This is a genomic window from Pseudoalteromonas sp. NCIMB 1079, assembly GCF_040567695.1.
Taxonomy (GTDB): Bacteria; Pseudomonadota; Gammaproteobacteria; order Enterobacterales; family Alteromonadaceae; genus Pseudoalteromonas; species Pseudoalteromonas distincta.
The window spans coordinates 1,235,797-1,249,750 of the sequence record NZ_JBEWZA010000001.1; the positions used below are offsets into that span (position 1 = coordinate 1,235,797).

Sequence of the window (13,954 nt, forward strand, 5' to 3'; positions counted from 1 at the left end):
TTATAAGTAAGTCGCAGATACCACGGGCATCAAATACATTAATTTTTTATTCTAAAGTTTAGTAAAATTCTATATTGAAATACGTTTGTAAGTTCATACGTGTTTCCAGCAGGATACCCCCCTTTTAGTATTAATTAAAGAGTAAAGCGACCAAATAGTATTACTTTTTAAATTCATAACTAGTTGTTTATTGTATTTTATCTATATTTTTGCAATGGGTTATCTAAGTAAAGTTATTTATTGTCAGTGAGTTAGTTAGTATATTTGGATTAAATTGTTCTAATTAATAAAAAAGTACGCCCCAAAAAGGGGCGTTCATACAACATGATTGTGACAAATAATAGAGTGTTTTATTTATAAGACTCTATTTTACAAAATTTCTATTTATTCGGCTGCTTAGCGGTTTATTTTCAATGCTTTGTAGTTCTATCTCGATTGCATCACAGGAAATATGTATTTCAAATAAAGACGTTAATAACGATAAACTTAAGCAAGCTAAGCTAATGCCAAATAAAATAATTCCTGTGGCATTAAACTCAATAAATAATGCAAACATTGATAGTGTACACAGTAGAAAAGAGGCTACCCCGTACACTTGCATCGTCCTAATTAGCTTAATACGTTTACGTAAGTTAGTGATTTGAGCCACTACAACAGGCCGAATAGATTCACCTTCACGTGCATTTAGCTCCCTAATTAATTGCGCTAAAACTAAAAATCGGTTTGTATAGGCGAGTAATAGCAGCGATATGGCCGGAAAAAGTAAGCCTGGGGTTGTTAGTGTCATGTTTATTCCTTAAAAGTACAGCATGCTAATAATCTAGCGCAGGATATTGTTAACACAAAATAAATGAGGTGAATTTTGCAAAATATTAATAATAACAATTCAACAGATAGCTCTTTTCAATGGGTTACAATTTATAAAGCTGAAAATACCTTGGAAGCGAATATCGTAAAAGGCTTAATACAAACTGCTGGAATAGAGTGTAAAATTAAAGGCGAGATGCTCCAAGGGGCGCTTGGAGAAATCCCATATGATCAGGCGCAAGTTAGTGTGCAGGTTTATGCGATAAAAGAGCGCCATGCGCGGCAAATATTGATAAACTATCAACAAGTAAAACAATCCGCTCCAGATTGGGTATGCCCTAATTGTAATGAGCATAATGGATCAACATTTGATTTTTGTTGGTCGTGTGAGACGTTAAAGAATGACTAAAGCAAATAATTTTCAGCGTATTAGAGAGCTTAACTATTTACAAAAGGCCGTCTTAGCAAGTGCTTTAATAGAGCGAATGCTGCCAAATTACGGTTTATTTAGCGAAGCAACGGGGTTTGGTGATGAAACCTTATTACGTAATTCGCTTAATGTTTGTTGGGAAAAAATATTACTGCCTAAAAGTAAAATAGATCTCGAAAAACAAGTTGAAAAAATAGAGCCAAATGTTCCTGAACTTGCTGATTTTGATATGTTTGGTACTTATCCTGCTATTGATGCTGCAACGTCTTTACTTAGCTTAATGCACGGTTTAGTGGCGCAAGATGAGCAAGAGTTCATCAGTGTGAGCAAAATATCTCAAGCAACAGTGGCTCGCTTTATTGAATATCAAATGACGGTTGAAGGTGAGATTGCTGATAACACAGCAGTGAGAGAGCACCCATTAATGCAGTACGAAATTGAAGTATTAGGTGAGCTAATTGATTTTGTAGAAAATATGGGGCGTATTACCTCTGATAGCGTAAAGGCACTAAAAAAGTTTGCCCTTGAAGATGGCCAAACAAATATTGGTCTTACGTTATAAAAGTAGCAAAGTAGAATTTAAAAGGCAGGAGAAGTACAGTGCGAATTTTAGGCATTGAATCGTCATGTGATGAAACGGGTATTGCAATATATGATGACGAAAAAGGCTTGTTAGCTCATCAATTATACAGCCAAGTAAAAGTACACGCTGATTACGGCGGTGTAGTGCCGGAACTTGCATCGCGCGATCATGTTCGTAAAACATTACCACTTATAGATGCAGCTTTTGCACAAGCAGGTTGTGGCCCTGAAGATTTAGACGGTATTGCTTATACTGCAGGCCCAGGTCTAGTTGGTGCATTATTGGTAGGTACGTCTATTGGTCGCTCATTAGCATACGGCTGGGATATACCTGCGGTAGCAGTACATCACATGGAAGGGCATTTACTTGCTCCGATGCTTGAGGAAAATACCCCTGAGTTTCCGTTTATTGCATTGCTTGTATCGGGCGGTCATACCATGATGGTTAAAGTAGCGGGTATTGGACAATACGAAGTACTAGGTGAGTCAGTTGATGATGCCGCAGGCGAGGCCTTTGATAAAACGGCTAAGTTACTTGGTCTTGATTACCCCGGTGGCCCACGCTTAGCTAAAATGGCTGAACAAGGCGTAGCAAAGCGCTTTGTATTTCCTCGCCCTATGACCGACAAGCCAGGTCTTGATTTTAGTTTTAGTGGTCTAAAAACAGCGGCATCAATCACGATTCGTGAAAAGGACGACGACGATCAAACCAAAGCTGATATAGCGCATGCATTTCAAACTGCGGTTATTGATACCCTCGTTATTAAGTGCAAGCGTGCGCTTAAACAAACAGATATTAAGCGTTTGGTTATCGCCGGTGGCGTAAGTGCGAATACACAGCTTCGACTGCAGCTCGAACGCGTAATGAAAGGTATGAAAGGCGAAGTGTTTTATCCGCGTACTGAATTTTGTACCGACAATGGTGCAATGATTGCTTATGCCGGAATGCAACGTTTAAAAGCAGGGCAATTTGCCACGCTTGATATGAAAACAAAACCTCGTTGGCCTATAGATAGCCTTGAGCCGATTTAATGACTCATATTTTAGATATTTTTGTTTTCATCGGTGGGTGCTTTTTTAGCACCCACTTTTGGTTCTTCCCCACTAAATAATCGAATAATATTAGTACGGTGACGAAATATAATTAACAGCGTGATAAAAGTAACGGGAAGAGTATAAAGTGGCTTTATTAGCCATGTATACAAGGGCGCTAAAGATACAGCTACAAGCGCCGCCAGTGATGAATAGCGTGTTATTGCCACTATAACTAACCAAGTACACACAAGTAAACCTGCCAATGATAAGCCAATAGGTAATAATGAGCCAAATGCCGTTGCTACGGCTTTACCGCCTTTGAAGCTAAAAAACAGTGGATACATATGGCCTAAACAAGCAGCTACTGCGACTAAACCAAGCTCTAAAGGTTCAACTTCTAAAAAATAAGCCCCCCATACCGGAATAGTGCCTTTTAAAATATCAAACACTAGAACCAAGCAAGCCGGAAATGCTCCGCCTAATCTATAAACATTTGTAGCTCCTGGGTTATTAGAACCACTATTACGAGGGTCTGGGAGTTTGAACAACCGCGACACTAAAATAGCCGACGAAATCGACCCAAGTAAATAAGCTAAAACAAACATTATAGTGGCTAACACGCGCTTCCTTATTTTTTAATTGCTATACCAATTGATAGTGCTTTTAGGCTATTATTGGCAGAAAAATTTATCGTAAAAATTATTAACAGGCTATTTAATAGCTAGTTTAGTTATTTTGCTATTGTAGAAGTTATTTTTACATATTTAAACACTGGCTAAACCATATACAGTATTAATTTTATTGATGCTTAGTATAGTTGCTTAGTAGTTTGTTGTTATTTGGAGTATCAATGGATAAGGTTTTTATATCTCAATTGCACGTCGACACTATTATTGGAGTGTACGACTTTGAAAAAGAAAGTAAACAGAGCCTTTATTTTGATATTGAAATGCTAAGCGATATTAAGCCTGCAGCTGAAAATGACGATATTAATTTAGCACTCGATTACTCAAAAGTAAGTGAGCGAGTTATTGAGCACTGCACTTTAAAACCTGTAGAGTTGCTAGAAACTTTAGTTGAACAATTAGCGCATATTATTTTAAGCGAGTTTAATACTCCACAAGTTACTATAAGAGTAAGTAAACCAGCAGCAGTAGCACAAGCGCAAACTGTAGGTGTTGAAATTACACGTGTTAAGGCAACTGACTAAATGGCTCAAATTTATATCAGCCTAGGGTCAAATATAAATAAAGCGCATTATATACAATGTGCATTAATTGCACTTAAGCAGCACTTTGAACATATTGTACACTCGTCTGTTTTTGAAAGTGAAGCAGTTGGGTTTGCTGGCAATAATTTTTATAATTCAGTCGTTGGCGCTACAACTGATATGTCGCTTGTTGATGTATGCGCTTTATTAAAACAAATAGAGCGTGATAATGGACGCACAGCGAACGATAAAAAGTTTAGTCCACGAACGCTCGATTTAGATTTACTATTTTATGATGATGTAATTTGCGCTTCTCCAGCACAATTACCACGAGATGAAATAACTAAAAACGCATTTGTATTACAACCTCTTAGCGAGGTTGCCCCAGATTTCTATCATCCTGTAGCTAAACAAACGATTGCGCAGTTATGGAATGAATATAATAACCCTCAACAAAAGCTATGGAAGGTGGAGTTTTCTAACCCATGAGTATCATCGAAATAATTATTTTAGCCCTCATACAGGGATTTACTGAGTTTTTACCAATATCTAGTTCTGCGCACTTAATTCTCCCATCGCAAATTTTAGGCTGGGAAGATCAAGGGCTTGCGTTTGACGTGGCAGTACATGTTGGTACTTTAATTGCCGTTGTTATTTATTTTCGCAAAGAGGTCGTCGACATACTCAGTGCGTGGTTTAAATCCTTTGGAGCACAGGGTACTACTGATGATAGTAAGCTAGGTTGGTGGATAATTTTAGGCACTGTGCCTGCCGCTATTTTAGGCTTACTTTTAAAAGACTTTATAGAGTTGTACCTACGAAGCGCTTGGGTAATTGCTACTACCACAATTGTGTTTGGTTTATTGCTTTGGTACGCGGATGCAAAAGGTAAGCAAATTAAAACTATTTATCAGCTTAATTGGAAAACAGCACTTATTATTGGTTTTGCACAAGCTGTTGCAATGATCCCGGGAACTTCTCGCTCAGGTATCACGATGACTGCTGGTTTAATGCTTGGAATGAATAAGCAAAGCGCAGCGCGTTTTTCGTTCTTACTGGCAATTCCAATTATTTCTATGATGGGGCTTTATTATACTGCAGAGCTTGCTTTGGGTGACCATGTGGTTGATTGGAATACATTATTACTAGGTGTAGTGCTATCGTTCTTATCGGCTTATGCATGTATATTTATGTTTTTAAAAGTAATAGAGCGAATGGGCATGTTGCCATTTGTGATATATCGTTTATTGCTCGGTGTAGGTTTAATAGTATTTTTAATGATGTAGCAAATAATGACTAATAAAAAAGCCTTCTAATTAAGAAGGCTTTTTTATTATCAAGTGGTCATTTTGGCACGAGTGAAATGCTTACTCGCAATGGTAACTAAGCACGAATTTTGGCATTATAGCGCCATTAAACTTTGCATAGCTGTAAAGTGAGCATACGATTTAAGGAAAGTATATGCATATACATATTTTGGGTATTTGTGGCACGTTTATGGGTGGTATTGCAGCCATTGCTAAATCGTTGGGTCATAAAGTAACGGGTTCGGATCAAAACGTTTACCCACCAATGAGTACGCAACTTGAAGAGCTTGGCATTGAACTAACTCAAGGCTATGACGTATTTCAATTAGAGCCAAAGCCAGATATGGTCGTTATTGGTAATGCAATGAGCCGGGGTAACCCATGTGTTGAATATGTGCTTGATAAAGGTCTGCCTTATACATCTGGCCCTGAGTGGCTTAAGCATAACTTACTGCAAGATTCTTGGGTGCTTGCGGTTGCTGGTACGCATGGTAAAACAACCACAGCAAGTATGCTTGCGTGGGTATTAGAGTACGCAGGTTTAAAACCAGGGTTTTTAATTGGCGGCATAGTGCAAAATTTTGGTGTATCGGCAAAAGTGGGTGAAACGCCATTTTTTGTTATTGAAGCCGATGAATACGACACAGCTTTTTTTGATAAGCGCAGTAAGTTTGTACACTACCTCCCACGTACACTTATCTTAAATAATCTTGAATTTGATCACGCTGATATTTTTGAAGATTTAAACGCAATAAAAAAACAATTTCATCACTTAATGCGTACATTACCTCAAAGCGGCAAGGTAATTTGGCCAAAGCAAGACGTAGCGCTTAATGACGTAATAGCACAAGGGCTTTGGAGCGAAAGCGAAACGCTAGGCGATGATTGGAGCTATGAATTAATAAAAGCCGATGGAAGTGAGTTTAATGTATTACTTAATGGCGAAAAGCAGGGCACTGTCTGTTGGCAAGCAATAGGCGAGCATAACGTTCAAAATGCGATTATGACTATCGCAGCAGCGCGCCATGTGGGTATAGCCATTGATCATAGTATTGATGCTTTAGGAGAGTTTATTAGCCCTAAAAGGCGTATGGAGCTAAAGGCGGATATAAATAATATTAAAGTGTATGACGACTTTGCGCATCACCCAACAGCAATTAAAACTACGCTTGCAGGATTGCGCGCAAAAGTAGGCGATGAAAAAATTATCGCTATTTTAGAGCCGCGCTCAAACACCATGAAAATGGGCGTACACCAACATACATTATTAGATTCATTACGTGATGCTGACAACGTACTCCTTTTTGAACCAGAGAATCTAAATTGGTCGCTAAAAGAGCAAGCAGATAAAGCAGGCATGCAGTGCTTTAACAGCACACAAACAATTATTGATACAGTGCTTGAAAATATTGAGCCTAATCAACATATTTTAATTATGAGCAATGGCGGTTTTAATGGCCTTCATCAACACCTTGTTGATGGCTTAGCTGATAAATACAGCGGAGAATAGTGTGCAATTTAAAGATAGAATTACGCTCGCATTTAGTGGTGCATCGGGTGCGCCTTATGGGCTTAGGTTACTTGAAGTATTACTAGAGCAGCAATTTCAGGTCTACGTTCTCATTTCAAGTGCAGCACGCGTGGTGCTTGATACAGAATCAAATATTAAGCTCTCTGGTAATGAAGATAAAGCCACAGAGCAGTTAAGTACGCTGTTTAATGCCAAACCTGAACAGCTAAAAGTATACGGTAAAGATAACTGGTTTAGCCCTGTGGCTTCGGGCTCTGCTGCTCCTAAAAAAATGGTAGTATGCCCATGTAGTGCCGGGTCGGTTTCTGCAATTGCAGTGGGGGCGTCTGATAATTTATTAGAGCGCGCCGCTGATGTGGTAATTAAAGAGCGCGGACAGCTCATTTTAGTGCCTCGCGAAACACCATTTAACGAAATTCATTTAGAAAACATGCTTAAGTTATCTCGTCTAGGGGTAACAATTATGCCAGCCGCACCTGGTTTTTATCATAAGCCACAAAGTATCGAAGACTTAGTTGATTTTATGGTGGCGAGAATTTTAGATCATTTAAACATTGAGCATAACCTAACAAAACGTTGGGGTTATGGTGAGGGTAAGTAATGAATAAGCAAAATATTGCTTTAAATATAGAAGGCCTTACCAAGGTTTATAAAAATGGTGTTGAGGCAATTAAAGGCGTTGATTTACAAGTTGAAGAGGGCGATTTTTTCGCTTTGCTTGGTCCAAATGGAGCCGGTAAATCAACCACTATTGGTGTTATTTCGTCACTTGTTAATAAAACAAAAGGCAAAGTAGAAGTATTTGGCTGTGATATTGATACTGATTTAGAAGCTGCAAAAGCGCATTTAGGCTTAGTGCCGCAAGAATTTAACTTTAGCCAGTTTGAAACGCTTAGCCAAATACTGGTTAACCAAGCCGGTTATTATGGTGTGCCACGTGGCGAAGCCCATAAACGTGCTGATAAATACCTAGCACAGCTGGGTTTATTAGAGAAAAAAGACAAGCAAGCTCGTACGCTTTCAGGCGGAATGAAACGTCGATTAATGATTGCACGCGCCCTTATGCACGAGCCAAAATTACTTATACTTGATGAGCCAACAGCGGGTGTAGACATAGAACTTCGTCGTTCAATGTGGGATTTTTTACGCCAAATAAATGAGCAAGGCGTTACTATTATTTTAACCACACACTACCTTGAGGAAGCTGAGTTACTGTGTAAAAACATAGCGATTATTGATTCTGGTCGAATTGTTGAAAACACCACCATTAAAGCACTGCTTGCAAAACTTGATAAAGAAACCTTTATTTTAGATTTAAAAATGCCAGCAAACCCTGTCACGCTTGAAGGTTATAAGTTTACGATGACGGACGATCATACTGTTGAAATAGAAGTCGCTAAATCACAGGGCTTAAATGCGGTATTTAGCGCATTAACAACCCAAGGTAATACAGTATTGAGTATGCGAAATAAAGCAAACAGACTAGAAGAGTTATTTGTAGGATTACTAGAGCAAGGGCGGGGCGAATAAATGTTTAAATATGGCGTAGCCTTAAAGAGTTTATGGATTAAAGAGTGTATTCGTTTTTTACGTATCTGGGTACAAACCTTAGTGCCGCCAGCAATTACGATGAGCTTATATTTTGTTATTTTTGGTAACTTAATTGGTTCACGCATTGGCGACATGGGCGGCTTTAGTTATATGGAGTTTATTGTACCTGGCCTTATAATGATGTCGGTCATTACTAATTCCTATTCCAACGTAGCCTCAAGTTTTTACTCAACAAAGTTTCAAAAAAGCATTGAAGAGCTTTTAGTTGCACCTGTACCTAACTACATCATTGTTCTAGGTTATATGGGTGGCGGTATGACGCGCGGCATTATGGTGGGCTTTATAGTTACCTGTGTATCGTTATTATTTGTTGATATTCAAATTCATAATATTTTTGTAATTATGGCGACGGTTATTTTAACCTCAGCTGTGTTTGCTTTAGGTGGCTTAATTAATGCGATTTACGCAAACAGCTTTGACGATATAAGCATTATCCCCACCTTCATACTAACGCCATTAACTTACTTAGGCGGTGTATTTTATTCAATAACGTTATTGCCAGAATTTTGGCAAAACGTATCGCAAATAAACCCTATTATTTATATGGTAAATGCATTTCGCTATGGCTTTTTAGGTGTGTCGGATGTTGATTTAAGTGTAGCGCTAGGTGTTATTTTGGTGTTTATTACTGTGTTATTTACTTTAGCGCTAACTTTAATTAAAAAAGGTGTGGGGCTAAGACACTAATGAGTGATGCAAATTCACGTAGTATTGTATCTAATCAAGCGGGTATTCACGAAAAGCTTGATGAAATAGTAAATAAGCACTTAGATGCTGAATTTAAAAAGCCAATAGCAGCGCATACCCAAGTCGCATTTGACGAGGTTAATGCTAAAGTACAAGCCTTTAGTGGCCCGCTTATTTTGGACTCGTGTTGTGGCGTGGGTGAAAGCTCAGCTAATCTAGCTAAACGCCACCCTGATGCACTTATAGTTGGTATTGATAAATCTTCGCACCGATTAGATAAGCATGATGTTGAATATAAGCAAACCGACAGTGGTCAGTACATCTTAGTGCAAGCAGATTTAAATGACTTTTGGCGTTTAGCGGTAGCCGCCAATTGGCAACCTACGCACCATTATTTGTTGTATCCAAACCCGTGGCCTAAATCTAAGCATATTCGTAGGCGCTGGCATGGCGCAGCTATTTTTCCATTTATCGTTAAGTTAGGTGGAAAATTAGAAGTGCGCAGCAATTGGGATATTTACGTTAAGGAGTTTGCTCGGGCGCTTGAATTAACAGGCAACCCTTGCGATGTAACGCTTTATGAGTTAGACGATGCAATTACGCCTTTTGAGCGTAAATACTGGGCCAGTGGCCAGCAAAGCCACCGGCTCGTTATAAACTTACCTAGGGCGTGTTGACCTTTCGTGATTGATTTTGCAGCAGCATGTTTGGTTTTTAGGCAAGGCGGAGCCTATGTAGTGTGGTTATTCCCCATAAATAGGCGATAACGCAGCATAAAGACCAAACATGTGCTGCCCTTTGGGTTCTTTTTAGGGACGATTAACTCTTTGTTGCTCAGTTTTTACTTAGCCCACTAGGTTACAAACCTCGCGCCGCGATTTAATCGCCCCTAGATTGAACAAATTTCAATCCACAAAGATCAACACGCCCTGGTTAAAGTAAGTCAAAGTGCTAATTCTTCTGTAACCGTATTAACATGTGGCACTGGGTGGGCAAAATAGTTGCCTTGCATTAGTGTCACATTCGCCTTTTTAAGTGCGGTTACTATGGTTGTATTTTCTACCGATTCTGCCATTAATTGTAAACCAAGTTGATTAGCAAAGCTGGCTATATGCTCAATAAACAAGTAGATATCTTTGTCATTCACTATTTGCTTTATTAGTGCGCCATCTAATTTAATACCATCTACTTCAAGCTTAAGTACGTTTGATATATTTGAATAACCACTACCAAAGTCATCAATAATAACCTTAACGCCTTTCGTTTTAACCATTCCAATAAATGCTTTTACTTCAGAGAAGTTGGCAATAGCTTGGGTTTCTAAAAGCTCTAATGTGATATTACCTGGATGCGGGTAGCGCTTAAGTTCGTCCGCAATAAACTCACTTAAATTAGGGTCGAGCATATCTTGTGCTGTTATATTTAAACTCCAGCAAATATCGGTTTTTCTAAAGCGACTAACACATTGTGAAAATATAGTACGGGTAAGTATTCCGTCCATTCTTGAGCGGGTAACAACATTTAAAAATGCATCAGGTTTTAATACTTCCCCTTGCGCTGTTACCATTCGAGCTAAACATTCGTATTGAACGACCTTATTGGTATTTGTGTCAATAATGGGTTGAAAGTAAGGCACTATACGATTGTTATCAAACGCTTCTCGCACTTCTTTAGCCATCTCTACATTGTATTGATATTGCGTTTTTACATCGTGTAGCGCTTTTGAGTAGTTAACTACACTATGCCTGCCTTGTTTAGCTTGCAGCGCTGCTATATGAGCGTTTTCAAGTAATAGCGATTTATTACCACTGGCAATACCTGCGCATAGGGTTATGTAGATAAAAGGGTCAGTTAACACCGGTGTATTAAAGTTATATGTTTTTACGAGATCGGTAAATTCGTCATTACTCATTTCTTTAGGCGCGAGTAATACTATTTTATTTGTTGCTAGTCTGTATATATGGCAATGCGTAGAGCTTCTAAGTTTAAAGTGAATAAGTAAGTTTTTCATTACCTTGTCACCCACTTCCGTGCCGTAAAAACTGTTTATATCTTCTATTTCATTAACCCAAATAACGGCTAACTGCATGTGATGAGCATTACTTTTTTTAATAAAGTACTCAAGAGCAATATGATTTGAAAAACCAGTACTTGAGTCAGTTGCTAAAGAGCGCTTTAGTAAATAAATATATATGGCGGCAACAAGTATCGCGATAAAAAAGAAGAAGCTAGCCATTGCAGCAGCTTTCGATACGCTTTCTTTAAGTTTCTCGTTTAAGTCATAAATAGTTATATCGGCACCCGTTAAATAGGTATTGCCGTTGATTGGGTCAACGTAAGGAATAAAAATTGTTTTAAAGTGGCCCCACTGATCGCTCGATATTTCAAATACTGGCTCTGTTGAATAAAAAGCACTTATATTTGCATCGGTAGCTTCAGGGTAGAGATCTAAAAATTGAGTTACCTTGCCATTATTCTGATCGTCTTGCGTGTAGCTTGATGAGCTAAAAAGCACCTTACCGTCTTTTAAAATCATTGAATAGACATAAGCAATATCAAGTGCTTGAGCAAACTCAGAGAGTTGTTTACTTTTATCTTGATAGTAAGAAAAACTTATATTATCGCCTTGATTAACCGCACTTAAATAATCGTCACCTAAAATATGTTTAACGCTGGTGGCGGCATTAAGTAAGCGATTATCAACCGACTGCATTATTTCAGCACGCGTGGTTTGGTAAGTGTAGTAAACGTAGGTTAGCAAGCTTATTAAAAACAAGCTAAAGCCTGCCACTATCCAACTAACTTTGACTCTTCCTTCTGGCATATGTGTCCCTTTTTTGTTATCAAATTTATTATACCCAAAATAAGTAAATGCCCAATAAATAATTAGGTTTGGTAGAGTTTTAATTAAATTATCATTTTTTTGTCATCGCTTTGATTGCTTTTATAGGTTTAAACGAGACATTTTAGTTATATTGCAGTAAAGTTAGCGCAATTTTTAAAGAAACACGATTGCTCCAAATGTCCTAATAAGTAGGCGTTTTTGATGGGTAAGCGCGTGTTTTAGCTACACACACTAGGTATTAAGATGGATCAAAAGCGTTGTGCCGTCGCCTCTAAAGAAAGCCTTAAGCGTATATTTACTGTACCTGAAGCGCCAGACTCAACTTTAAGCAAAATCGAGCTTGAAATTTCGAGTAATTTAGCGGGTTTTCTAAACGAAAATATAGCGGCAATTGAAAAACCATTACATGAAATAGAAAAAGATTTTCAATCGGCAGTGATCCCAGAAGATCCAACGTTTGTCTCTGCTTATGCCCAAGACATAATGGAGCAGCTTGTTGCACATTCTGTGCATACAGCTGCGCCTAGTTTTATTGGTCACATGACCTCAGCCTTGCCGCACTTTTTATTACCGCTGTCAAAATTGATGGTAGGGCTAAATCAAAATCTAGTAAAAATAGAAACATCTAAAGCGTTTACGCCTCTTGAGCGTCAAGTGCTTGGGATGATGCATCATTTAGCTTATGGGCAAGAAGACTCATTTTATTCTAAATGGATGCACAGTGCTAAAACCTCATTAGGTGCATTTTGCTCTGGTGGTACGGTTGCTAATATTACTGCGCTTTGGATTGCGCGAAACCGCTTATTAAAACCTGATGGCGATTTTAGAGGTATCGGCGCACAAGGCTTAATTGCCGGTATACTGCATTACGGTTATAAAGGTTTAGCGGTATTAATATCAGAACGCGGGCATTACTCATTAGGTAAATCGGTTGATTTACTCGGCATTGGTCGCGATAACTTAATTGGTATTAAAACCTGTGAAAATAATAAAGTAGATGTAGGAGCTATGCGTGAAAAAGCACGTGAGCTTGAAGCGCAAGGCATTAAAGTAATGGCGATTATTGGGGTCGCGGGAACAACCGAGACCGGTAATATTGACCCACTTGATGAAATGGCCGACTTAGCACAAGACATTAACTGCCATTTTCATGTAGATGCTGCATGGGGGGGAGCGACCCTTTTATCGAGTACGCACCGTCCTTTACTAAAAGGGATTGAGCGAGCAGATTCAATTACCATCGATGCACATAAACAAATGTATGTACCAATGGGAGCGGGTTTGGTTTTATTTAAAGACCCCGCTGCAACTGATGCAATAGAACATCACGCTGAGTATATATTACGTAAAGGTTCAAAAGACTTAGGTAGCCACACGCTTGAAGGCAGCCGACCGGGTATGGCAATGTTAGTACACGCTTGCTTACGTGTTATTGGTCGCAAAGGTTACGAAATGCTGATTGATCGAAGCATCAAAAAAGCACATTACTTTGCTGATTTAATTAAAGCTGATGAAGACTTCGAGCTTATTTCGGAGCCTGAGTTGTGCTTATTAACGTATCGTTATGTACCTAAGCAAATTAAACAAGCAATAGCCGATGCAGATGCTGCAACTCGGTTAGATATTTTTGCTTCACTGAACCGTTTTACTGCCAGTATGCAAAAGCGTCAGCGAGAGTCTGGTCGCTCATTTGTATCACGTACACGCTTAACGCCTTCTAAATACGACAATCAACCAACGGTTGTATTTAGAGTGGTCCTTGCTAACCCGCTTACCTCAGGCGCTATTTTAAAAGAGATATTAGCTGAGCAAAAAGAGTTGGCTGAAACAGATCCGGTATTCAAAAAATACTTGAGAAAGTATATGTAATCTAAATACAAAAAGGGTCCATAAGGATAATGCCGATCAG

Annotated in this window: 15 protein-coding genes; 12 read left to right on the top strand and 3 right to left on the bottom strand. The window is 38.7% G+C overall.

Annotated elements, in window-relative coordinates; genetic code table 11:
- Window positions 1–364: 364 nt before the first annotated feature.
- Window positions 365–787 carry a DUF2721 domain-containing protein gene (locus ABX891_RS05725; protein WP_002961042.1) on the bottom strand — a complete coding sequence of 141 codons (423 nt, stop codon included), beginning with the start codon at window positions 785–787 and terminating at the stop codon, window positions 365–367.
- 75 nt (window positions 788–862) lie between these two features.
- Between ABX891_RS05725 and ABX891_RS05730 the strand changes: the two genes are divergently transcribed.
- The 3 genes from ABX891_RS05730 to tsaD are packed head-to-tail and all read left to right on the top strand — an operon-like array spanning window position 863 to window position 2,851.
- Window positions 863–1,216 carry a putative signal transducing protein gene (locus ABX891_RS05730; protein ID WP_354629078.1) on the top strand — a complete coding sequence of 118 codons (354 nt, stop codon included), beginning with the start codon at window positions 863–865 and terminating at the stop codon, window positions 1,214–1,216.
- Window positions 1,209–1,799: a YjaG family protein gene (locus ABX891_RS05735; RefSeq protein ID WP_002961040.1), complete on the top strand. Its 591-nt coding sequence runs from the start codon at window positions 1,209–1,211 to the stop codon at window positions 1,797–1,799. Before ABX891_RS05730 ends, ABX891_RS05735 begins: the two co-directional genes overlap by 8 nt.
- Window positions 1,800–1,837: 38 nt before the next feature.
- Window positions 1,838–2,851 (top strand): tRNA (adenosine(37)-N6)-threonylcarbamoyltransferase complex transferase subunit TsaD, encoded by a 1,014-nt coding sequence (tsaD, locus tag ABX891_RS05740; RefSeq protein WP_354629079.1) that lies wholly within the window; start codon window positions 1,838–1,840, stop codon window positions 2,849–2,851.
- Between the two features lie 11 nt (window positions 2,852–2,862).
- On the opposite strand, the gene plsY is transcribed toward tsaD, so the two are convergent.
- Window positions 2,863–3,474, bottom strand: a complete 612-nt coding sequence (gene plsY / locus ABX891_RS05745) for a glycerol-3-phosphate 1-O-acyltransferase PlsY (RefSeq protein ID WP_002961038.1) — start codon at window positions 3,472–3,474, stop codon at window positions 2,863–2,865.
- 230 nt (window positions 3,475–3,704) lie between these two features.
- On the opposite strand from plsY, the gene folB reads away from it, so the two are divergent.
- The 8 genes from folB to trmB all read left to right on the top strand — a co-directional run bounded on the left by folB (window position 3,705) and on the right by trmB (window position 9,877).
- Complete coding sequence (folB, locus tag ABX891_RS05750; protein ID WP_024604056.1) at window positions 3,705–4,064, top strand: dihydroneopterin aldolase; 360 nt, start codon at window positions 3,705–3,707, stop codon at window positions 4,062–4,064.
- Window positions 4,065–4,553 carry a 2-amino-4-hydroxy-6-hydroxymethyldihydropteridine diphosphokinase gene (gene folK / locus ABX891_RS05755; RefSeq protein ID WP_024604057.1) on the top strand — a complete coding sequence of 163 codons (489 nt, stop codon included), beginning with the start codon at window positions 4,065–4,067 and terminating at the stop codon, window positions 4,551–4,553.
- Window positions 4,550–5,350: an undecaprenyl-diphosphate phosphatase gene (locus ABX891_RS05760; protein WP_149603106.1), complete on the top strand. Its 801-nt coding sequence runs from the start codon at window positions 4,550–4,552 to the stop codon at window positions 5,348–5,350. The genes folK and ABX891_RS05760 overlap by 4 nt, the downstream gene beginning before the upstream one ends.
- Before the next feature lie 175 nt (window positions 5,351–5,525).
- Window positions 5,526–6,881 (top strand): UDP-N-acetylmuramate:L-alanyl-gamma-D-glutamyl-meso-diaminopimelate ligase, encoded by a 1,356-nt coding sequence (mpl, locus tag ABX891_RS05765; RefSeq protein ID WP_354629080.1) that lies wholly within the window; start codon window positions 5,526–5,528, stop codon window positions 6,879–6,881.
- A 1-nt stretch (window position 6,882) separates the two neighbouring features.
- Window positions 6,883–7,503 carry a flavin prenyltransferase UbiX gene (locus ABX891_RS05770; protein WP_002961027.1) on the top strand — a complete coding sequence of 207 codons (621 nt, stop codon included), beginning with the start codon at window positions 6,883–6,885 and terminating at the stop codon, window positions 7,501–7,503.
- On the top strand, window positions 7,503–8,432 hold the full coding sequence (locus ABX891_RS05775) for an ABC transporter ATP-binding protein (protein WP_165744222.1): 930 nt from the start codon (window positions 7,503–7,505) through the stop codon (window positions 8,430–8,432). Before ABX891_RS05770 ends, ABX891_RS05775 begins: the two co-directional genes overlap by 1 nt.
- Complete coding sequence (locus tag ABX891_RS05780; protein WP_002961025.1) at window positions 8,433–9,200, top strand: ABC transporter permease; 768 nt, start codon at window positions 8,433–8,435, stop codon at window positions 9,198–9,200.
- Entirely contained in the window at window positions 9,200–9,877 is a 678-nt protein-coding gene (trmB, locus tag ABX891_RS05785) for a tRNA (guanine(46)-N(7))-methyltransferase TrmB (RefSeq protein ID WP_354629081.1), read from the top strand. Before ABX891_RS05780 ends, trmB begins: the two co-directional genes overlap by 1 nt.
- A gap of 266 nt (window positions 9,878–10,143) precedes the next feature.
- Here the strand turns inward: trmB and ABX891_RS05790 are convergent, their stop codons facing one another.
- On the bottom strand, window positions 10,144–12,024 hold the full coding sequence (locus tag ABX891_RS05790; RefSeq protein WP_033020723.1) for a bifunctional diguanylate cyclase/phosphodiesterase: 1,881 nt from the start codon (window positions 12,022–12,024) through the stop codon (window positions 10,144–10,146).
- Window positions 12,025–12,288: 264 nt separating this feature from the next.
- Between ABX891_RS05790 and panP the strand changes: the two genes are divergently transcribed.
- Window positions 12,289–13,914, top strand: coding sequence for a pyridoxal-dependent aspartate 1-decarboxylase PanP (gene panP, locus ABX891_RS05795; protein ID WP_354629082.1), 1,626 nt, complete (start codon window positions 12,289–12,291; stop codon window positions 13,912–13,914).
- Window positions 13,915–13,954: the final 40 nt, after the last annotated feature.